Raw genomic sequence first — 22091 nt, 5'->3', positions numbered from 1 at the left:
AGGTTTACTCCGTTCTGAGCTGGGGGCGTTTTGAGGTAGATAGGTTCGACTTTGTTGGCGGTGCCAAGGAGAAGTACATAATTGTTTAAAGTTAGCGTTTTTCAATTGCTTTACTATCGTACTTTAGCGGAACTTAAAATAGAAGCCAGTAAAGCAAAGCTGGGAGTATTGTGGTGGTTTTTGGATCCTGCAATGTACTTGCTTCTCTTTTATGTGATATTCGGAATTGTATTCAAGCGGGGCGAGGAAGGCTTTGTAACCTTTCTCCTTTGTGGTTTGGTGTTCTGGCGCTGGTTTGATACCTCAGTCAGGATGTGCGCAAACTGTATTCTTAAAGAGCGCCTGCTTCTAGAACAGGTCTATTTGCCGAAGACCGTTCTACCAGGGACCGTTTTGAGTGTTAACGCAATTAAATTTTTACTTGTGCTCTTACTGTTTCTTTTTTATTTAGTCCTGGCGGGCGACACGGTAACCGTGTTTTGGCTGTACTTGCCTATCCTCTTGGTGTTACAGCTTTTTCTTAGCGTTGGAGCGGGTCTTTTGGTTGCTGCCGTCATACCGTTTGCTCCCGATCTGTTGATTCTTATTAACTATGGTATGACTTTCCTGTTCTTTCTGGCAGGTATTTTTTTCCGTATTTCCGAAGTCGAACCCTTTCTTCAAAAAATACTATATCTGAATCCTATGGCTTCGATAATCGAAAGTTACAGGCTGATCTTGCTTGAGCAGAGTCATCCCTTGTGGGGGCAGCTTGCATACGTGCTTTGTATCTCTGTCGTTATGGTGAGCTATGGCTTGTTCTTGTTGAGGAAGTACGATCGCCTATATCCCCGGTTGGTAGAATAACTATGTCTAAAAATCAACAGCCTTATGTTCGGTTTCAGAATGTAGGTGTTAAGTACACAGTTAGGAAAAGCACATTCTCGAGACAAAGCTTCTGGCCGATTGTAGATATAAATTTCGAATTATTTAGGGGAGAGACGCTGGGTATTGTTGGCCGTAATGGAGCGGGAAAATCAACCATTCTTAAGTTGATCGCAGGCATCATTGAAGCGGACGTCGGCTGTATAGAAAATCATGCTACATCATCATTGCTTCTTTCAATACAAGTAGGTTTTAAACATCAGCTTACGGGAAGGGATAATATTATTCAAAGTGGATTGTTGTTAGGAATGACTTTGCCCGAGATCGAGCTGGCGACCAAAGGTATCGTTGATATGGCAGAGCTCGGCGAACATATAGACTTTCCCATAAGCACGTACTCAACGGGTATGCGGGCGCGCCTGGGATTTGCTGTCGCCGTGCATGCGAAACCGGATATTCTATTGATTGACGAGGTTTTGGGTGTGGGCGACGCGCAATTTAGAGAGAAATCGAGCGCGTTTTTGAAGCGACGTATAGCATCGAATGAAACGGTTGTGCTTGTCTCTCATGAGAACACCACAATGGCGACTTTGTGTGACCGCATTTTGTGGATCGAAAATGGACGCACGAAAATGATTGGTGAAGCTGACCACGTTCTGCGTGCCTATAATACTCCTGAGGGTTTGGCAGTTTGAATTCGGCTATTGATGTAGAGCAGTCGCTGTCTGAATCGGTGTTAACTGGTGTTATAACCCATAACCCGGATATTGAACAATTACGCTGGCTACTATCCAGACTGGAACAGTCGGGTTGTAGGGTTTTGGTTGTCGACAATAACTCTGATAATAAGCTCGACATCAGTAAGCTGGCGGTCGCTCATGCGCAGGTGGATTTAGTCCAATCTGGCCGTAATTTGGGTGTGGCAGGTGCTCTGAATCTGATGCTTCATGAGGCGCAGAAAATGGGTGTAAGTTTCATCATACCGTTCGACCAAGACAGTAGGCCAGCGGAGCTTGCGATTAATATTTTATTTCAAATATACCGTGCACTAGATGAGAGTGACAAGGTGGCCGCAATTGGTATGTGTGTTGTCGATGCTTACACTGGGCGCTCACTAGGTTTTACATCGTTTTCATTCCCGTTCAATCGTCGTTGTCTTGGTTATGATAAAAATCAGGCAACGGTTCAAACAGACTTTTTGATTACCTCCGGTTGCATGATGTCTCTGAAAGCAGTTGAAGACATAGGTAACATGGAAGAAGCCCTGTTTATTGATAGTGTCGATCTTGAGTGGTCATTCCGCGCGCGTTCAAGGGGGTGGCATCTTTTGGGGGCTTTTTCTGCAATTTTAGAGCAAACTATAGGTCAAGAACCTCTTAAACTTCCGTTTTGCAATTTGGTTGTAAAGAAGCACAATGCCGGGAGATATTATTATATGACTCGCAACCGGGCTATTCTATACCGGCGCTCGTATAGCAACAGAGCTTGGGTGATAAAGGATAGCGTAAGGGCGATTCTCAAGTTGTTTGTCATGTTGGTTTTTCGCGAGGACCGCTTTGCTGTATTAAAAAACCACTATCTCGGCCTGCGCGACGGATTAATTTATTCGAAGAAAAAATTGAATGTTTAAGCCCACGATGCCATGAAAAATAAACGATTTATATTTGTCATAGGTGCCCACCGTAGTGGAACTTCTTTGCTCGCCTCTCTAATCGGTTCGATGGGGGCGGTGATAGGTTCAGAACAACTTGATACCAATGGCGAAAACCTCAAGGGATTCTGGGAGAACAGGCTATTGGTCGAGCTAAATGATGAGGTTTTGCGTGACTCTGATCTAAGCTGGGATATGCTTCACCTGCCGGAAGGTATGGATTTTTCTCATGATCGTTATCAGCTCCACCGGGACAAGGCAAAATTGATTCTGGCCAGCCAATTTCATGGCGCGCCAGTAGCTTTGATAAAGGATCCACGACTGTGCTTCTTAATGCCATTTTGGTTGAAGGTTGTGGAGGAGATCGGCGTCCTGGATGTGAAGGCGGTTATTCTTTATCGCGAACCCAGTGAAGTGGTGGCTTCGCAGCAAATGCGGGCAAAAAAAGACCCCGAGTTTCATCTCCTGGGCGCTAGAGAGGAGCAGGTTTATTTGCATTGGTATACTAGTATGCGGTCAGCGCTCAAGGTTACTTCATGTCTCCCCGTCTATTATATAAGGCATCAAAGTCTGTTAGAAAAGCGTCTTCCTGTCGTAGAGTCTATGCTTCGTTTTCTTGGATTTGAGCCAAGTCAGGGTGAGATCGAGCGTCAGCTCAATGAAACTGTGGAGCCAGCGTTATATCGTAATCGGAGTAGTGGCGGTTATCAAAATATTCCCTATGAATTTGTAAAACAATTAGCCTATTCGTTTGAGCAGGCAGATGAAGGGGTTGATGGGCTGTGCGGTCTGCACAAAGTAGAAAATAGTATTTCCTCAGAGCTGGCCCGCAGTACCATGGACGAGTTGCAGAAAATGTATGGGCAATCCTATAAAAAATTATTGGAGGTACGTCATCACTTGCTGTTGCATATGCAAAAAGTAGAGAGCTTCAAAAGTGATAGCGAAGAAATGGAGCGAATCGTTCGTTACCAGGAAAGCCATATCCAGCTTCTTGAGCGCAGCGTGCCTTTCAGGTTGGCTAAAGTGGCTCGCAAGTGGTTAGCTGGGTTGGGAATGATTAGAAAGACTAAGTGAGATAATGCCATTGCGTTTTTTAAATATATACCGATTGATTCATGGTCTTGGTCCGTTGACAGTCTTGTCTGTGTTCGTGAGACATTTAAGAAGTCGGGGTGTGTGGGCGACCCTCACTCGCGTGTTTCGCCTTGTGCTGGACGGTGTGAGGCAAAGCGGCTTCGAGAGCCATAACCAGTGGCTGCAGCGCAACGGCCTAAAAGAAGCGGGGACTGCCTCCTCTGTTTTCAGTTCTTCTCACATCGTTATTATAGGTGCGCTGGATCTACCTCAATGTCGCCGCTATCGCGTAATGCAAAAAGCCGAATTATTCCGTGGCCGTGGATGCCGGGTCAGCGTGCATAGTTATAAAGAATGTGCAGAAGCTATAGACGCGATGCAGACGTGTACGGTTCTACTTCTCTATCGGGTGCCGGACGGTAAAGATTTCCGTTGCTACATTGCTGAGGCGAGGCGATTGGGAGTCAGAATTTACTACGATATAGATGATCCTATCTTTGATCGCACGGTTTATGAAAAGAACAAAAATCTTGACACGCTTACGGCATCCGAACGCTCGCACCTGTTAGCTGAATCTGATCTTTATCTTCGGGCAATGGGTGAGGTTGATGTGGTCATTGTAAGCACTGATAAAATGGCTCAGCTGGCGAAAAGTAGCGGTATTTCCCACGTCCATGTGTGGCCAAATGTGATTGATAAAGGCTTGGAGACGTTGATTCAATCAAGCGATGGCCCGGATCCAGTGGCAGCAGCGCCTGTTGAAAAGGCGGTGGTTATTGGTTATATGAGTGGTTCCCGAGCGCACGATGCGGATCTGGCTGAAGTGGCCGGCGTTCTGGAGAACATACTGAAATTAAAAGAAAATGTTTTGATTCGTTTTTGCGGGTTTGGTGTCTTGCCCGAAAATCTTGTGCAATTCTCAAGTCGGATACAGCGGCATCCATTCACAGGTTACAAACAGTACCTTAGTGCGTTGTCGAGTGTGGATATTAACATGGTTCCCTTGGTGGTCGATGAGTTCAATGAGTGTAAGAGCGCCATCCGGTTTCTCGAGGCGAGTCTTGTGGGTGTACCCACCGTCGCTTCTGCGGTAGGAGAGTTCAGATCTCTCATCGAAAATAACGTGTCCGGAATATTGGCGACTTCGCCACAGCAATGGCAGGATGCATTGCTGCAGCTAATAGAAAGCCCGCAGCAACGGGCCGAGTTAGTAAAGGAGGCGCGAATTCTTGTTTGCGAAGTGCGGCACATTAATACAATAGCGTTTGCTCTGTTACCCACCCTGAATGACATGGCGGTGACCGATGTCTAAACGGATTATTATAGTTAATGTACATTTTGCACCCTTTAGCTTTGGCGGCGCGACCATCGTTGCGGAGGAGTTGGCGTTACGGCTTCAGAAGGCCCATGACTGGGCGGTGCTTGTGTTTACTGTATTTAACGACCCGCTTGCGCCACCCTATGCGCGGCGACGTTATCGGGCTAAGGGACTGGATATTCTTGCGGTTAACTACCCACACAATGCAAGCAGTAAAGACAGCTATTGTAATCCGCAAATGGAAACATCGTTTGTAGAGGTGTTTGAGGCCTTCCAGCCGGATGTCTGTCACCTTCACTCAATTCAGAATATTGGCGCAGGCATACTGGCATTCCTTGCTGACAAAGCCTGTAAATCGGTTGTTACGTTGCATGACTGTTGGTGGTTGTGTGATAGACAGTTTATGATTGACAGAGACGGTTTTTATTGTGATCAGGTCAAGATCAATCCTGAAGTATGTAGCTACTGCGTTGAAAATGTCGAGAAGAGCGAAGCGCGATTGGATTATCTCACAGAGCAATTGAAGCACGCAGATTTGCTGTTGGCTCCAAGCGAATTTCAGAGAGCACTTTATATCGCGAATGGTTACGACCAAACACGTTGCGTCACTAACAAGAATGGCATAAATCACCCTGAGGATAGCTATATTGAAAAAAGGCGTCAAAGATTGGCGACTGCTGAAAAGATCACTTTCGGCTTTGTAGGTGGGCCAGGAAGAATTAAAGGTTCCGACGTGATTGTAGCGGCGTTCAATACTATCGCGTCGAAGGACTATCAATTGTTAATTGTTGACGCGGCAGCGAACCTGGGAAGCACTTGGAAAAACGGAAGTTACTGGGATGTTCCGGGTGAAGTTCAGGAGGTTGAGGCGTATTCGCAGGATTCGATGGATGACTTTTTTTCAAGGATTGATGTGCTTCTTTTTCCCTCGCAATGGAAGGAAAGTTTTGGGCTTGTAGTCAGAGAAGCCCTGGCACGGGATGTCTGGGTTATCGCAACTGGAGAGGGAGCCGTGGCGGAGGATATCCGGGACGGTGAAAATGGCACTTTACTTCCTCTGACCGAAGACTCCTCTTATTTGAGTGTTGCAATTGAATCGCTGATTAACGGTGATCAGTGGAAAGGGTATCGTGATCGTTATTCTCATAATATACGTAGTTTCGATGAGCAAGCAGTCGAATTGAACCAAATACTTCATAGTTTAGTATCATGAAAAAAAACTTATACATTCATATTGGAAGGCCTAAAGTTGGGTCCAGCGCAATACAGCACTTTCTGAATGGTAACCGTTTCGGACTAGCGTATGCCGGTTGTTTTTATGCTGCTTCAGGTTATATGCACAAGGCGAATCATGGCTTGGCCTACGTTCTTTATCCGGACTCTGTGCGTATTCCTGAGTTCAAAGGTGTATCAGCTGAGAAGATGTATGCCGATTTAATTGATGAATTGCAGAAAAAACCCGAAATTCCCAATGCGTTCATTTCATCTGAGAATTTCTATTTTGTTGACCCTAAAAAGTTGCACCTTTATCTAGATGATGCGTTCGATGTAAAGATTGTTTGCTATGTGCGCCGTCAGGATGACGTTCTGGTATCAAGCTATATTCAGGAGCTGAAGGATAATTTGCTTTCTCCGGATGAAACGCTGGCAGATTTCGCGACTAGTGAACGACGTTTGAAATGGTTGGATTATGATGCTGTATTAAAGAAGTGGTCAAAAGTGTTTGGGAAAGAAAATATTATGGTGCGACCTTTTGAAAGTGAACAGTTTTTTGGGGAAAGCATCTACTCTGACATTTTGCATGTTTTGAACATAGACAGTTTAAAAGGGTTTGAGATTCCGCGCGTGCGAGTCAACCCCAGTCCTTCCCGTGATGTCCTGAATATCATTCTACATATCAATAACAGGCGGGATGTAGAAGCGTCTGCCAAGCCTCGCTTAATTGAGGCGTTACTCAATGCCTCAGAATACTTGCCCAAATCCAGTGCTTTCGCTGCCGGAAGCCTATTTGATCTGGAGCAACGTAACGCTTTTCTCTCGCGTTTCAACAGATCTAACGCGAATGTTGCTGAAAAGTATTTGGCTCGAGGGGATGGTAAATTGTTTTTACGTACTCCTGGTGACGATACGGCGAACGGCTCTTCAACAGATACTGGATTTGAAGTCGATCGATTGGTGTCGATATTCAGCAACGTACTGCTCAGTCAGCAGGATCAGGTAAATAAATTAGAAACTCGTTTGGATGAGCTTACAACACAGCTTGAGCGGTTGGCGATTGGTAAAGATCTTATGGTTTAAATTTAATTGGGTATTCACTACTTGATTCCATTGAAAAAGATTAGTGATCGAAATTTTCTTGTTTCAGGGATGCTGATACTGGTATATACAGTGCTTTGCCTCGTAAATATGCGACATTTTTTGGCAGGGCGTTTCTGGGCGGAAGAGGGACGTGACTTCTATGTGCAGTTGATGGATGCACATTGGGTTAGTTTATTCACCCATTTGCATCATTCTCATCTAGAATTACTTACCAACGGTATCGTCTATGTCTCTACGCTGGTGCCGTTAGTATATGCGCCCCTGATAACGACTTATACGTCGTTTTTCTTCCAGGCACTGCCAGTGCTTTTTTTAATTTACTTTCGCTCGCAATTGCAGTTGCACCCCCTACCACTAGTAGGATTGCTGATGATTTTGGCAGGAATGCCGCAGGCCGATGAGGTTTTAGCAAATAGTATAAATCTGCACTTTCATATGGCATTTTTGGCAGCGATTGTACTTATTCTGCCTGCGTCGAACAAAAGCAATCTGTGGCTTCAGCGTTTGTTGCTTATCCTGGCCGGAACGAGTGGTATCCCAACAATTTTTCTTTTGCCATGTTTTCTATTAAAAGCGTACATTCAACGAAATCGGGAAGCTACTATTCAGTCAGTGATTATGCTGATTTGTACTCTGCTACAAGCATGCTTGTTGATGCAGGATGTCGCCGGAACTTTCAACAGAGGTCTGTCGGTTGATCCGGTAACTATTGTCTTGGCTGCCTTCGCTCAGCAATTATTAGCACCACTCTATATCTTTTCTTCGTTTGCTCCATGGATCCATTCAAATTTAGGTAATCTGGCTGTTGTTTATCCTATTGCTATAGTTGGATCCAGTTGCTTTATAGTGCTGTTGCGATGGACATGGCAACACGGTCCCATCTATATTCGATACCTTACTATCGCTTGGTTTTCTATGGTCCTGATGAGTACGGTGACAGCTATTGGTCCGACGGCTTCTCTCATCACGGATGGTTTCGGATCGGGACGTTATTTTTTTGCACCCAATGCAATTTTATACTTTATAGTCGCGGCAACAGTGAGCCGACATCTATTCTATCGTTCTGAGAATGGAGACGATATTGTTGCCATTGGAGTTAAGGCAATGGCGGTCTTCGGTTTGATTGTTATAGTGGCCTGTCTCTACTTTGGTAAAAAATATGTAACTTCAGGCCCGTCCTGGGTGGGAAGTCTTCAAATCACAAAAGACGCATGTAGTAATAGAGTTGATATCTGGCCTGCTGGATGGTCTATGCGTTTTCGGAAAACAGTATGTGAAGAACGTTGGTAAAAGGTACCTTGTTCTTACGTGGCTTCTTACTGCGTTGCGATTGATGTGATGGTTAACAATAACATACTAAGAATGCCTATAATGATAGTGGTATCAAACTAGTGCCCCGCATCGCCCTATTTGATTTTAATTACAGCTTAACGCCTGATACGCATAAGATTGGTGGCGCTGTTTTGTGGGCGCTAGTCTTGGCATTAGTCTCAAGTTATTTTTTATCGGGTTTTCTACGAGAAGGGCTTCCTATTTTTTGGGATGGACATAGCCACGTCGCTCGATCCTGGTTTGCACAACAGTCCTTTATTGCTGGAGAGTTCAGTGGTTGGACTCCTGCTTGGTACGGAGGCTTTTACTGGGGCCGGTTCTACAGCCCACTGCACTATTGGGTAACTGGATTGATCGGTGTAATAGTCGGCTCACCGGTCATCGCAACTAAATTAGTTCTCTTTTTGGTTCAGTTGCTTTTTGTTTTGCTGATGGGCGTGGCGGTGAAACAACTGACCGGGAAAAAAGTCGGGCTATTGGCCGGTATCTTGTTTGCTTTACTTAATCCTGAGCGATATTGGGTGGTTGGTGTTATCGGAAGTCATCCTTCAGCCTGGCTTCTATTGGGGTTTGCGGGAATTTGCTATAGCCAAGCTAAGTTTCAGGATCATAAAAACCCTTATCGATTAGGAATGGGGAACGGGTTGATTTTGGCTGTTATGGCTTGGGCTCATCTGACCAACACTGTCTTTTTTGGCGCGATCATTTTAGTTTGGCAATGTTCCAGTGTTTTTTTTAGCGGTAGCAGCAGAAAATTTCAACAAATAGTTAGGTCAGTGGCTGTGACTCTGTCGATTGCTGTTGTGGCGTGTTTGTATTTGATTTACCCCTGGTTGATGGATCGGAGTCAGGTAGCGTTAACACTGATTGATGATATCCCTCCCAATTACCAGTTTTCCGCTTTGCCATTGAAAGTTTTTCTCGGCATTGATAGCTACCATTTTTCGCAACACTACGTGTATCCCCATCATTGGCTGGTAATTTTGCTAGCGACGTATGCCGGAATTTCTGGCGTGAATTCCAAAAATAAAGCCATTGTTGGTCTTTTTTTGCCGTTGATGGCTTCTTTCATTTTGCTCGGGCTTATCGGTGATAGAGGTGTTCTTGCCGCTTCTATGTTTTTACATCTCTTCGCAGCGTTATCACTTGTCGAAATCTTTAAGCCCAGCAAATGTGCCTGGGTAATGCAGAGTGTGACTGGGTTTGCTATAGCAGCCCTAATCTTCTATACCTCAAATATAAGCTGGAATCCCAGGTATGTGCTCGACGAAAAATTGGATTTTTACACCGGGTTCACTGACAAACCAAGCCACCAGCGTATATTTGATATGAGCATGCAGTCTACTTATTTGGATGGCATCTATGGGTGGAGTTCGGTCTCTCCAATGTTTTCCGATCATTCGGTCGCTTTTGGCGGGTTTCCACAAGGAGCACCGCTCGGTAGCGTCAATAACACTCTTCTTTCGGGCATGCTTGAGAGCAGCGAAGCACAGCTGCATATTGATGCAATTTTGGACTGGTTTTATCTGAATAACATTGGGTTCCTTGTTGATCGTGATAAAGAAAGAAACTTCATTCTAGAGAGCGAGGAAATAGATCCAATAAATTCACATATTTCTCGAATGGTTTATTCTTCGCCAGTGCTTTTTACGACAGAACTGCGTCATTTTAAGTATCTGACTGAACGATCCAATGAACGGGCGAATAGGTGGTCCCGCGATTACGAAATTGGAAGCTATCCGGGTATGGTGCATTTAAGGGTATCTAAATACAGGAATGAGTGGGAAAGTCTGAAGCAAGATCTTCAGGCGATGAATATAGACCGTGAGCACGCCAAAGCGGATTATCTACTGGTAGGTTACGAGATTCCCCTTCGTAATTTAACTGCAGGAAGTGTGCGGAATGGTTCGAAAAGTCAGTTGCTTAGTTATTCGGAAAAGTTCAACCAGGTCGATTTGGTTGTGGAAGCAACGGAGCCACAATTCGTTCGTTTGTCATATAGTTATGATAAAAATCTTGCTGTTTATGTCAATGGCAGGCGAGCTGAGGTTATTCCGGAAGCTTTGTTGGGTGGTATGCTCATTGAGTTGCCTGCAGGGATTCATAATGTGGTTATAAGGGGGCAGGGGTTGCAGGGATGCAGGTTGTATACATTGTACATAAGTGCAATTTGCTTCTTGCTTTCGCTGATGATGTTTTTAATCTGGATACGAATTTGCGGAGATGATGCTGAAAAGGGCGAAGCTGAGTGAGGGGTTGCGATATTGGATTTGTTTACTCGCTTGTATCACCCAGCTGTTTAAATGAATCTGAAAACGGGGTTTGCAGCTCGCGGTGAATTTCGCCGAGTAAAGTCGGTATTCGCGAATCGGGATAAAAGTCTTCCCCACGAATCTTCTTGTACTCAATGAAGGCCTGGCGCAGATATTCAGCACGCTTTTCTCTCTTCTGGTTAGTCGTAACACCTCCGTGGTATTGGTGAAAAACACCTTCTCCCGCGAGCGCAATAAGCACTGTGTGAGGCAGTTCAAGTGCTCTCTTGTAGGTGTCCAGATTGACCAATCCTCCGCCAGGAAGACAGAAAGATTCATCCATGCCGCCTAGCTGTTTCCAAAGCCCTCGTGATAGGCACAGGCAATTAGATTCCCCGTACTGTCTGAAGAGCCCATACTGAGTGCTTTCGCTCCAGCAGGAGATTTCGAATAGCTTGTAACCCTGCTTTCTCCAATTAATCGAGTCTAACAATTGGATTTCTTGTTGTTCATTGTAGCCATTATTGACGGCTTCTTGCTGCGTTTCACTGCCTAGGTGATAGCCTGGCACTGAAATAATTACTTGCCGGGAAATCAAAGACGCCAGGTAAAGATGTTTAATCAAGCCTGGGGAGGCCAATCGTGCGCCATCTATGAGCACGGCCTGAAAATGCCCTTTGGATTTTTTTAATCCAAAGTTCACGGCGGTAGCGGGCGACCCGGTGTTCGGGACCCGGTAATAATGAAAATCGCCTTCCAGAGCAGACACCTCCTTGGGGCACAGGTTTCTTGAAGATTGCGCCTCAATGACGAGTACTTCGTATTGCCAAGTCTCTATGTTGGTTTGATATCGTGTGCTGAGGGAGAAAAGGGTGTTCATCGCTTGTCGAGGCATGTCAAAAACAATCACAACAAGAGAGAGTCTTGGCCGGCGAATTTTACGTATCTGATCAGATAAAGATCGTTTGGTAATCATGGCGGATTAATATTCCGTAGTTACAGTTTCCTGTCCCATTTTTCCCACACGAAGTGGTAGTCCCAAACACAATTGTGCGTTTTCGCCAGCGCCTTTCTGATTTTGCGTCTGCGGTGATAAGCGCCGGGGTGCCATTCGTGAAATTGAATCATGAAGCTTTCAACTTCTTTTATCAGGTCGGTGTCGATCATTCGCTCCAAAAGCGGAAACTCACCACCTTCGATATTGATTTTCATCAGGCTGACTTTCTTAAGGTCCAGGTCTTTCCAGACGGTATCTACTGCATGCAGTTGTATAGTGGCTGTTTTAAGTTCGCCACTGGCGTTAGGGATATCAAAAATGGAAGAGCCCATGTGGCTGAGTCGAATTTCTGAGGCTTCGTTTTTATCACTAATGCCATAAGGTATCGCCGTCAGTTTTGGATGCTCTGACTCTTTTTTCTTAAGTGCGTTGTAGTTGCCTGGATCGGGCTCGAATGCGAGCACAGTCGGATTATATCTTTTAATCAATTTCTTTGCCCAGTCACCATTGTAGGCTCCTACATCTAGTACGAGGCTTTCCGGTCCAAGATCGGCTTCATGCAATAAGTGAGGATTGTTTTCTTCCGCCCGGTAGAACTTGTAGAGTGACGGTCTGTAATAATGAAGCTCCAGCGCTGCTTTAGTGAAGCCGGTCAGGTGCTTTTCTTTATGCCGCATTATGAGCGTTCGAGGTTTCATAGCCAGCTTTTTTAGATTATAAAAGCTAAACTTTTTAAGTAGTGCCACTGTGTATCTCGCAGTTGCTTTTGGTTTTTGCACCGCTGAGAGTATAGCAACTAGTTATTCTTGCTTACACTTTTTTGTCCCACTTCTCCCATACAAAGTGATAGTCCCAAACGCAGTTGTGCGTTTTTGCCAGAGCCTTTCTGATCTTGCGTCTGCGGTGATAAGCGCCGGGGTGCCATTCGTGGAATTGAATCATAAAGCTGTCGACGTTTTTCAGCATGTCGCATTGAATCATGCGTTCAAGTAGAGGGAATTCCGCTCCCTCGATATTAATTTTCATGAGATCCACCGTGCCGAGCTCAAGCATTTTCCACGCACTGTCAATAGCGTGAATTTGTACCTCTGCGGTATCGCTGCCGGATGGTGAGTTTGGATTTTCGAATAGGCTTGACCCCATGCTGCTAATCGATATTTGCATGACTTCATCCTTGTCAGCCAGTCCATAGCGTAGTGGTTTGAGTTTTGGGTAGATCTCCGCTTTTTGCAGTAAAGCGGCATAATTTTTAGGGTCTGGTTCAAATGCTAATATATTGGGGTTGTAACGCTGTATGATGTGCTGAGCCCACTCCCCGGTAAAGGCACCCACATCCAGGACGATGCTATCCGCAGTAAGGTCGGCTTCGTGAAGAATGTGTTTATTCGCGATTGTCGCACCAATAAATTTATAGAACGCAGGACGATAGTAATGAAGTTCCAATGCTGATTTTATGAAGCCGGTTTGGTGGCTCTCCCTACGTCGCATAAAGTAGGTGCGAGGCTTCATCAATGCTTTTTTCAGCCTGTATGGATTGAGGTAAGCGGAGAGCGCCATATTATTCTCGATTAGCCTTTAAAGAGTTTGGCTGCCGATGCTAATATAGTGGGATTGGTTTGTCGACATAGGCATGGCTGGGATTGCTGCATTGGTTAGAGCGCTGGTAGATGATTGGAACAAGCTGCTCTGGGTTGCCCTGCTTGCGGTGTTACTGACCTGGCTTGCCGGCCTGAAGTCCCTTGTGCGTGTCTCTGAAGCCGAGATGGAAAGTAGCGCCGAAAGGCCTAACATACTGGTTTTGGTGGCAGATGATCTGGGCTACAACGATGTTTCGACCTATAATCCCACCGGTTTCTCTACTCCCCATATTGATCGGATAGCGGCAGAGGGCGTCGCTTTCACACGCCATTATGCCGATGCCACTTGTAGTCCCAGTCGAGTGGCTATGTTAACCGGCCGTGAGCCTGAGCGGTCCGGGTTTCGGCATCGGGGAATTATGATTCCTGATGAATTTAATACTATTGCCGAGTCTCTAAACAAGTACGGTTACCATTCTTATCTGGTGGGAAAATGGCACGCGGGTGAGGAGCTTCGTGCGGGTTGGCCGGATCGAAAAGGATTCACCCACTGGTTTGGCTTCCTGAATCAATGGCATTTGCAGGGGGGCACAGATTTAAATTGGCCTACGTATATCAACCCCTGGCTTAGACGCGACGGTGGTGCGCCCAAACAGTACCGGGGGCACCTTACGGATATTCTCACTCAGCACACGGTTGACAAAATCCAGGCGTTTCAGAAATCAGACAAGCCCTGGTTTCTCTATCACGCTTTCCTTGCACCCCATACACCCATACAACCCGATGCTCGCTATCTGAGCCGTTATCCGAACACAGAGGAAGGGGCTTATCTTGCTCTGCTCAACCAACTGGATGACTCGGTGGGAAAGATTCTCGATGCAGTCGGGGACGACCCCAATACCATAGTGGTATTCGTCAGTGATAATGGCGGGACAAACGAGCGCAGGGACAATAATTACCCCTTTGCCGGCAAGAAAAATGAAATTTACGAAGGCTCTTACAGGACGCCTTTGGTCATGAAGTTACCCGGGCGTCCGCGAGGTCAGCGGATTCATCAAGTGGTCATGAATACAGACATTTATCCCACCATCATGGCGGCCGCAGGGTTGCAGGTGCCGGGGGATATAGATGGCAGGAATTTGCTGCCGCTGCTGGCCGGGCATGACTCCGGACCCAGAGCCCGCTCTTGGGAAATGTACAGTTGGAATGTGGAGAGTATGAACTTTAGCGTGTTGGCGGGCGATGGGCAGTGGCGGATGTCAAATCTGTTGGGGCTGAAAAACGAATTATTCGATTTGCAGGCCTCTCCATCAGGTGGAAAAGATATCGCGGGGGCTCATCCCGCCCAGGTGGCAGATCTGGAACGCCTTTATAAGGAGCTTAGTTGGGATAAAAGCCGGGTAAATGTAAAAGCGCAGAGACGAGGTAGTGATACCTATTATTCCGGCTTTAATGCCCTGAGGACGCCAACTATGTTTGGCTTCGGTATCGGTCTTGAAATACCGCCTCTGGATCAGTTGAAGAAGTCTGCTTCCGCTGTATTGGCAGAGCAGAGAGGCGCTTGGAAACTGCATTTGAGTGCCGGCAATGTGTTGAATTGGGAGGTGGGGGGGCAGGTTTTACAATCAATCGACTTTAACCGGTATCAATGCAACCGAGTTGTTTTGACGGGCCACTTTCAGCCAGAGTCATTGGTGTATCAGGTTCCTTCAAGTAGCTCCATAAAATTATTTGTTAACGGACAGTTGATGGATGCGAGTCGTGATGTGACGCATCCTCTGGTGTCGGAGCGGGTATTGAGTCGGCCGACTAAGGTCTACCATCATGGGCAGGCGTACTTCGTCAATCAGCAGTTAAGTTCTTATAGCGAAAGCTATAGTCCACTTGTGGAACCTCAACATAAAGCGATGTTTATCGAAAGTCACAGGGACCGCCGGTTAGCGATGCCGTCACTGGAGCGCTTGGATCAACAATTGTGTGTGGGAGGGTGAACTTTAACAGGCATGGCCGTCTTCCCAGGGATCTTGACCCTGGGTGGCGAAACGGGCAAATCGTTTTTCGGCTCGCATTACGGCTTCTTTGAACGTCGGAAGTGCAAAGCTGGTTATCGCGCCGATTAGAATAGGTTCTTTTCTAACCGCAGTATAGGGGTTGCCTTTGATGCTTTCGTATTCCGCCCTGAATGACATCAGTAGTGCTTCCAGGTCGTCCCTTTGCATCGTGGTCACACCACCATGATATTGGTGGAACGTGCCTTCTCCGGGTGTTATATAAAGTTTAATTTTCGGGTTCGAGCAGAGACCACGATAAAGGTCCAGGTTGACTGCGCCACCGCCCGGGCTCTTGAAAAGTGGATTTGCTCCACCGTAATTGAGGATAGTCTGTTTGCTGCAAGATAAGCAGTTGGATTCCATTAAAGGATGCAGATAGCTATGCGGGTTGGCCGGGCTCAGGCAACTGATTTCAAATAATCGGTAGCCTTGCCTCTTCCAGTGAATACTATCCAGCAATTGTTGTTCCAGAATTTCATTGTGTTGGTTCACATTGTTGAGCTTTTGGTCTTGCTCACCAATATGATAACCGGGTACTGCAACCAGAGCATTTGGCTCGATGGTAAGTGCGTCGATAATGTATCTCAATGTTCTGGGAGACAGCATTCGAGCACCATCAATCATAAGACAAATATTTTCGCCCTCGGACAACTCGATCCCCTGGTTAAGGGCGTGTATAGGTGTTGGTTCGGATTCTTGTCGCAATGTGTAGCGGAAATTGCCTGATAGTTTCGCGATCTCCTCCGGGTGTAAATTGTTAGTGGACTGGTTCTCTACAACAACGACTTCGTATTCCTCCCGTGTTACGCCCCGCTGGTAATCGGTACTCAGCGAGTAGAGCGTATTCATCGCTTGTCTTGCCATGTTATAGGCTACCACCACCACGGATAGCATGGGCTTTTTATGGTTCTTCAATGGTTTCTCCATTGCTTACTCCAATGCTTCGGTCATCTTCCCACACGGGCTTGGCGCTACTTTTAAGTCGCGAGAAACGACGTTCACCGGCTTCTATAGAGTGTTGTACGAAGGGCAGCGCTTCCTGAGAAATATGGCCGAAGAATAATGGCTCCCGGGTAACCGCTTTGAAGCCGCCGGGCCAGTACGCATCGAGTTGTTGTTTAAAGGTTTTAACGCGCTCATCCCGTTCGCTGTTATTGCTGGTGCTAACTCCGCCATGATACTGGTGGAAACAGCCTTCCCCCATTAGAATCACTGGCGCAGTTTCTAGCGATAAGCAAAGTTGGCGAAAGATATGTAAATTGAGACTGCCGCCTCCGGGTAGAGCGAAACTTTCATCGACAGTTCTTTCATTGATTGCTGCTTTTGGAAAGAAAAAAGCATTGCTTTCCATGAATGGGTGGAATTGCCCGTTACGGTTACCCGGGTTGAACGTCGCTTCCCTAAACAGGCTGTAGCCTTGAGTTTTCCAATGGATGCTGCGCAATAGATTTTGTTCGTATTCAACGATGCTTGAGCCAATTCCCCCGTCTTTTCCCTGCTGACTGAGGTAGTAGCCCGGAACTGCAACGACGGCTTTGTAAAGGCGCAGGGCTTGCAATGCGTAAGTCAGAACGCCGGGAGTCAGCACATAGGCGCCATCAATTAAAAGACCGATATTTTCTCCCCGGCACAGTGTCAGAGCATGTTTGATCGCAGGAGCAGGCGACACCCCCGGCTCTTCTCTTAATACGTATTTGAAATTCTCGGGAAGTTGTTTGATCCGGTGCGGAGGGATATTGTTGCCGGAGCTATTTTCAACAACGATGACTTCATACTCTGTGGAAGAGACCCCCTTCTGGTAATCCGCCGTGAGGCTTAGCAAGCTGTTCCAGGCCTGCTCTGGCATGTTGTGTAAAATGACTATTAGAGAAAGCGAGGCACTCATGGCGCTTCGTTTTGCAATGCGTGAAACGCATTGTTAGCCGAATTCATAATGAACGGAACGGTGCTGTCGGCGATAGCACCAAACAAAATGGGGCGTTTGTCCGGTGGAATATAAGCCTCACCCCGGATGCTGGCATATTGCGCGAAGTGTCTTCTCATGGTGTCAATCCGCTCTTCTCCCATCTGTCCTGTCGTTATACCACCATGGAACTGATGAAACGACCCTTCTCCAATGAGGGCAATCAGGGTGGTATTGTCGCGCTCACTGGCCCTTTTGTAGAGATCCAGGTTTACCTGCCCGCCGCCGGTCTCATTAAAGCGCTTGTCGCATCCTCCGATTTCCGCATAGAGTTGTTTTGACATGCAGAGGCAATTGCTTTCACTGAGTGGCTTAAAGTAGCCACCGCTACTGGTACCGCTGAAACAGCTGATTTCAAACAGTCGGTACCCGTCACTCGGCCATTGAATGCTGTCCAGCAGCATTTGCTCGTGTGTTTCGTCGTAGCCTTCTTGCATTGCTTCTTGTTGTAACTTTGCACCAAGATGATATCCAGGGACGCATATTACAGGCTGTTCGGCGATGGCGAGTGCTGCAATTGTGTAGCTGACAACGCCGGGAGTCAGCATTCTGGCTCCATCGATAATGATGCCGATGAAATCGGCGCGGGATTCTTGCACTGCAAAGTTGATGGCGTGGATGGGAGTAGGTTCAGTTTCATGTCGCAGATAATAGCGAAAATTAGAGCCGTGTTTTATTGCTCGCTCCTGACCGAGGTTGTTGCCGGAGTTGTTTTCCATGACCAGCACTTCGTAGTCTTCAGTACGGACATTGCGCTGGTAATCAACGGCGAGAGAAGCAAGTGTTTTCTCGGCCTGGTCAGGCATGTTGTAAATTATAACAATCAAGGAGAGTTTGGGACGATCGCTGCCGGGTACCGGCGCTTTTGGCATGGGCATCCGGGGTGAGAAGCGTGGCCTCGGGCGAGGGGCAAAAGGTAGTTTTGCGGGTTTAATCGTTGTTGATGGAGAGGGTGGGGTGCTTGCTATTTTACTGGTGAGGCGGCGGAGAATTTTTTTAAACATAATTTTATAGTTTGCTGATACGTAACAGTGATTTATAGGTGTATTTTACGCCCCAGGGTAAATGTTCCTGCCGCTGATCGTGAGAGCGGAGTTCTTCGGAATAAAACGCTGTGCCGGTATTTTGTGGCGTAAGTCCTATTTCTTGTGCAACCTGCAAGCTCTGTTTGTTAAATGCTTTTGGGTCCCAGTCAAAATTCAGCACCGGAAAAGTATGGGGCTTGTGCAACCGCAATAGTCGTTGGTTGTATATCTTCCAAAGGCGATAGGACTCTTTTCGGGAGTGGCCGCCCCGTCCGGCCAGAGAGTTGGCAACGGAGGTAGGATGTCTGAATATGCCAATTAAGATCAGATCCGGACAAAGTCTGAGCCAGCCGTCGTAGGTTAACAAGCTTCGGGGATCCTTGAAGCCCCAATATTCTTCATTCGCGTGGGTACCGAGAATCTGTCTGGCTTGCTGGTAATGCTTTTCAGTCCACACTACTTTTCGGGGAGGGGAGCACCAGCTACCACCATTGTCTGCCAGCAGCTGATCGTGAAAATCGACGATATCCTGATTTTCTCGATTGCCTTTTAGGTTGTAGGGATTCCACGTATGATGCTTGCCGAGGTTCAACCCCAGCTCCTGAAGCGTGCCGGTAAGGCAGCTGGTGCCACTGCGATGCATGCCGAGAATGCAGATAATGTGCTTCGGTCTTGATGTTACCATGCAGTAAGGTGCTCTGGGGTTAAGAGGGTTTTTAATGGCGACCGGAGATAGTACCTATTGATCCGAGTCTATGCAATATCAGTAAATCCGTCTTATTTTAAAGTAAATAGGGTGTTTGTGGAGAAGATTATGTTTGGTAGGGGAGGGGTTGAGTCTGAGTACGCGGGGAGAAAGACGATGGTTGGCTTCGAGCGTCTGCGCGATACGGTTATTCAGCACCAGAACCTTTATCAGCAGGCGGAACCCTTTCCCCATATCTTGTTGGAGAATATGGTAGAGCCAAAGGCGCTGAAGTTGATCGTAGATGCTTTTCCTTCTCCTCAAGAGCAGATGAGTTGGCGCCAAGTGTCGGCGACACTTGAGGGCGAAAAAATGCAGTTTAATAAGCTCGGCTGCTCGCAGGAGGCTAACCTCCCGATCTGCATCAGGCAGCTGTTGTGGGAGCTGAATTCAGGCATGTTTATCAGCCTGCTTGAGCAATTGACTGGTATTCGAGGGTTATTGCCGGACCCGTCGCTACAAGGGGCGGGCCTGCACCAGATGTTGCCGGGCGGGGTACTGGGTATTCACGCGGATTTTACTAATCACCGGGTGTATCAGTTGTGTCGCAGAATCAATGTTTTGTTGTACCTGAACGAGCGCTGGCAGGATGAGTACGAAGGTCACCTGGAGCTTTGGACAAGGGATATGTCCCGGTGTGCGCGGCGTATTCGCCCATTGTTAGGGCGCATGGTTATTTTCAATACAGATGCGGACTCCTTTCACGGTAGCCCGGCACCCATCGTCTGTCCCGACGGCTGCACACGTAAGTCCATCGCCCTTTACTATTATACAAATGGTCGAGATGACAAAGAGGTGATTTCCACGCAAGCAACTGACTGGCGGCAAACGGATCGTTCCAACCTGCCGAAACTAGAGTAGGGTAGGGGCGGGGGGAATAAAACCTAACGAGCGCGGGTCTCCATAGCGTTTTGGTGCAGTCTTTAATCCTATATTTATTAGGCTTTCTGCTTTCCCTCGTGCGCTTGGGCCGATTGCAAGTGGCATGGGAACATTGGTAAGGGATAGGGGTCGGATAGCCCTCGGTAGCGGTTTTACGTTAAAATGCCCTCGCTGCTTTTGCAAAGAGGTGTCCTGACCAACCAGGTACTGGAAGGGCATTGCTTCTTGGTTGTTCCGGGAGACCGGTCGGCCCAGAGGGTTTTATCCCGCCCGCGTGTGACTATGGTAAATACTCTGCACTTCAGAACAACTTCAGACCCATGAACAGTGGCAGTGGCATAGCGTAATCGTGGCAATAGCGTGTTTGGAATAAGGAAAAAGTAATGCCCGATTTAGATTTGAAACAACCGGCGCAGCCAGCTGATTTGTCCTCTCAGCTCACTAACCTGGAACATAACAACTACGATGATATGTGGGTGGGTTTGCGAGCGACCCGGGTATGGGGCACGTTGGGCTGGCATGACATAAAGCAGCGTTACCGGCGCTCATCTATAGGGCCGTTTTGGTTTACATTGAGCACTGCCATTATGGCAACTGTGCTGGGTTTTCTCTATTCTTCGCTTTTCAATGCGGATATCGCTACATTTCTTCCCTATGTTGCCACTGGTTTGGTTATCTGGCAGTACATAGGGGCGGTTATGACAGAGGGCTGTAATGTCTATATGACATCAGGGTATTTGATTAAGCAGGTTCGACTGCCGCTCACGGTACATGTGACGCGGATGGTCTGGCGAAACTTCGTGATTTTCTTTCATAGTTTGCCGGTTGTTTTGTTGATGTTGATTGCACTGAAACATTGGCCTGGTGTCGAAGGGTTCCTGGCCATTCCGGCGATTCTCGCACTGCCGTTGCATGGCGTCTGGATCGCGACAGTGATCGGTATTCTTTGTGCGCGGTTTCGGGATATTCCGCCTATCATCACTAATCTGGTGCAGGTTTCCTTTTTCTTCACGCCGATCTTCTGGATGCCTGAAGTGTTAACTGATCGAGCCTGGCTGGTTGAATTTAACCCTTTCTATCATGTCATCGAGCTGATAAGGGCTCCGTTGCTAGGTCGCCCTCTGCACCCTGAATCATGGATCTGGTCGCTGGGTATGATGGCGGCAGGGTACCTGCTAGCCTGGCGCTTAATGTACAAATATCGGGATCGGGTTCCCTACTGGTTGTAATGTATGTCGACATCTATTAAAGCGCAAAATATCTGTATCGATTTTCCTGTATACGAGAACTCGAATCGTTCGCTCAAAAATACCGTGTTCAGCATGACGACCGGAGGAAAGCTGGGTAATGACGGGAGAAGTCATCCGGTTGTAAGGGCGGTTGATAATCTGTCGTTTGAGTTTAATGAGGGAGCCCGGGTCGGTTTGACCGGTCACAATGGCTCTGGAAAAACCACTTTGCTGAGAGTGCTGGCCGGAATCTATGCCCCGGTTACCGGTTCTATGGAGATTCATGGACGGGTCGCTTCGTTACTGGATGTTTCGATGGGGTTGGATCCGGATGCCACCGGGTTTGAAAATATTTATTTGCGCGGGATCGTGCAGGGATTAAGCCCGGCAGCAATTAAGGAAAAAATGGAAGATATCGCTGAATTTAGCGAGCTTGGGCAATACCTGAATCTGCCTGTACGCACCTATTCAAGTGGCATGTTGATGCGGTTAGCCTTCTCCATTTCCACCAGTGTAAAAGCAGATATCCTGATTATGGATGAATGGCTCAGCGTTGGTGACAGGAACTTTCGGATGAAAGCGGCGGATCGTTTGCAATCTATAGTGGATCAGGCCTCCATTCTGGTAATCGCCACACATGATCCTAGTCTGGTGGAGCGAGTTTGTAATAGAAAAATTCACCTTGAGCATGGTCGTATCGTGGCCGATGAGCCGGTGATTCCCCAATCCGAAGCAGCTAATGAAGAAAAGCCTGAAAAGGAACAGGCGGTCCCCCACGCGAAAGCAGTGGGTGCCCATACATGAACCGG

At 47.1% G+C, this 22091-nt stretch carries 20 protein-coding genes; 13 read left to right on the top strand and 7 right to left on the bottom strand.

The window, feature by feature from the left end:
• The first annotated feature begins 81 nt into the window (after positions 1-81).
• From FT643_RS16710 to FT643_RS16670, 9 genes are all read left to right on the top strand, one after another.
• Positions 82-846, top strand: coding sequence for an ABC transporter permease (locus tag FT643_RS16710; protein ID WP_156872567.1), 765 nt, complete (start codon positions 82-84; stop codon positions 844-846).
• A 2-nt stretch (positions 847-848) separates the two neighbouring features.
• Positions 849-1559 (top strand): ABC transporter ATP-binding protein, encoded by a 711-nt coding sequence (locus tag FT643_RS16705; protein ID WP_156872566.1) that lies wholly within the window; start codon positions 849-851, stop codon positions 1557-1559.
• On the top strand, positions 1556-2494 hold the full coding sequence (locus FT643_RS16700; RefSeq protein ID WP_156872565.1) for a glycosyltransferase family 2 protein: 939 nt from the start codon (positions 1556-1558) through the stop codon (positions 2492-2494). The genes FT643_RS16705 and FT643_RS16700 overlap by 4 nt, the downstream gene beginning before the upstream one ends.
• A gap of 12 nt (positions 2495-2506) precedes the next feature.
• Positions 2507-3592 (top strand): sulfotransferase family protein, encoded by a 1086-nt coding sequence (locus FT643_RS16695; RefSeq protein ID WP_156872564.1) that lies wholly within the window; start codon positions 2507-2509, stop codon positions 3590-3592.
• Positions 3593-3692: 100 nt separating this feature from the next.
• The gene (locus FT643_RS23935; RefSeq protein WP_198043626.1) at positions 3693-4904 is read left to right on the top strand and encodes a glycosyltransferase; all 1212 of its coding nucleotides are present in this window, start codon (positions 3693-3695) and stop codon (positions 4902-4904) included.
• Complete coding sequence (locus tag FT643_RS16685; protein ID WP_156872562.1) at positions 4897-6123, top strand: glycosyltransferase family 4 protein; 1227 nt, start codon at positions 4897-4899, stop codon at positions 6121-6123. The genes FT643_RS23935 and FT643_RS16685 overlap by 8 nt, the downstream gene beginning before the upstream one ends.
• Entirely contained in the window at positions 6120-7208 is a 1089-nt protein-coding gene (locus FT643_RS16680; protein WP_156872561.1) for a hypothetical protein, read from the top strand. Before FT643_RS16685 ends, FT643_RS16680 begins: the two co-directional genes overlap by 4 nt.
• Positions 7209-7229: 21 nt before the next feature.
• A complete protein-coding gene (locus FT643_RS16675) occupies positions 7230-8519 on the top strand; it encodes a hypothetical protein (RefSeq protein ID WP_156872560.1) in 1290 nt (429 codons plus the stop codon).
• Positions 8520-8620: 101 nt separating this feature from the next.
• On the top strand, positions 8621-10813 hold the full coding sequence (locus FT643_RS16670) for a hypothetical protein (protein ID WP_156872559.1): 2193 nt from the start codon (positions 8621-8623) through the stop codon (positions 10811-10813).
• A gap of 22 nt (positions 10814-10835) precedes the next feature.
• On the opposite strand, the gene FT643_RS16665 is transcribed toward FT643_RS16670, so the two are convergent.
• From FT643_RS16665 to FT643_RS16655, 3 genes are all read right to left on the bottom strand, one after another.
• Positions 10836-11789, bottom strand: coding sequence for a glycosyltransferase family 2 protein (locus FT643_RS16665; protein ID WP_156872558.1), 954 nt, complete (start codon positions 11787-11789; stop codon positions 10836-10838).
• Between the two features lie 20 nt (positions 11790-11809).
• Complete coding sequence (locus FT643_RS16660; RefSeq protein WP_198043625.1) at positions 11810-12487, bottom strand: FkbM family methyltransferase; 678 nt, start codon at positions 12485-12487, stop codon at positions 11810-11812.
• A 133-nt stretch (positions 12488-12620) separates the two neighbouring features.
• A complete protein-coding gene (locus tag FT643_RS16655; protein ID WP_156872556.1) occupies positions 12621-13367 on the bottom strand; it encodes an FkbM family methyltransferase in 747 nt (248 codons plus the stop codon).
• Between the two features lie 73 nt (positions 13368-13440).
• Here FT643_RS16655 and FT643_RS16650 point away from each other — a divergent pair, with 73 nt between their 5' ends.
• Entirely contained in the window at positions 13441-15378 is a 1938-nt protein-coding gene (locus FT643_RS16650; protein ID WP_156872555.1) for a sulfatase family protein, read from the top strand.
• 3 nt (positions 15379-15381) lie between these two features.
• Here FT643_RS16650 and FT643_RS16645 read toward each other — a convergent pair whose 3' ends face one another.
• From FT643_RS16645 to FT643_RS16630, 4 genes are read right to left on the bottom strand one after another with little or no spacing between them, the layout of a single operon-like run.
• A complete protein-coding gene (locus tag FT643_RS16645; RefSeq protein WP_156872554.1) occupies positions 15382-16365 on the bottom strand; it encodes a glycosyltransferase in 984 nt (327 codons plus the stop codon).
• Entirely contained in the window at positions 16340-17323 is a 984-nt protein-coding gene (locus FT643_RS16640) for a glycosyltransferase (RefSeq protein WP_156872553.1), read from the bottom strand. Before FT643_RS16640 ends, FT643_RS16645 begins: the two co-directional genes overlap by 26 nt.
• Positions 17320-18405 carry a glycosyltransferase family 2 protein gene (locus FT643_RS16635; RefSeq protein WP_198043624.1) on the bottom strand — a complete coding sequence of 362 codons (1086 nt, stop codon included), beginning with the start codon at positions 18403-18405 and terminating at the stop codon, positions 17320-17322. Before FT643_RS16635 ends, FT643_RS16640 begins: the two co-directional genes overlap by 4 nt.
• Positions 18406-18409: 4 nt before the next feature.
• On the bottom strand, positions 18410-19111 hold the full coding sequence (locus FT643_RS16630) for a sulfotransferase family protein (protein WP_156872551.1): 702 nt from the start codon (positions 19109-19111) through the stop codon (positions 18410-18412).
• A 177-nt stretch (positions 19112-19288) separates the two neighbouring features.
• Between FT643_RS16630 and FT643_RS16625 the strand changes: the two genes are divergently transcribed.
• The 3 genes from FT643_RS16625 to FT643_RS16615 all read left to right on the top strand — a co-directional run bounded on the left by FT643_RS16625 (position 19289) and on the right by FT643_RS16615 (position 22086).
• Positions 19289-20032 (top strand): 2OG-Fe(II) oxygenase, encoded by a 744-nt coding sequence (locus tag FT643_RS16625; protein ID WP_198043623.1) that lies wholly within the window; start codon positions 19289-19291, stop codon positions 20030-20032.
• A gap of 404 nt (positions 20033-20436) precedes the next feature.
• Entirely contained in the window at positions 20437-21282 is an 846-nt protein-coding gene (locus FT643_RS16620; RefSeq protein WP_156872549.1) for an ABC transporter permease, read from the top strand.
• Between the two features lie 3 nt (positions 21283-21285).
• Positions 21286-22086 carry an ABC transporter ATP-binding protein gene (locus tag FT643_RS16615; RefSeq protein WP_156872548.1) on the top strand — a complete coding sequence of 267 codons (801 nt, stop codon included), beginning with the start codon at positions 21286-21288 and terminating at the stop codon, positions 22084-22086.
• The last annotated feature ends 5 nt before the right edge of the window (positions 22087-22091 follow it).

The organism is Ketobacter sp. MCCC 1A13808, assembly GCF_009746715.1.
Classification (GTDB): Bacteria; Pseudomonadota; Gammaproteobacteria; order Pseudomonadales; family Ketobacteraceae; genus Ketobacter.
This window is presented reverse-complemented; position numbering and strand designations above follow the sequence as displayed.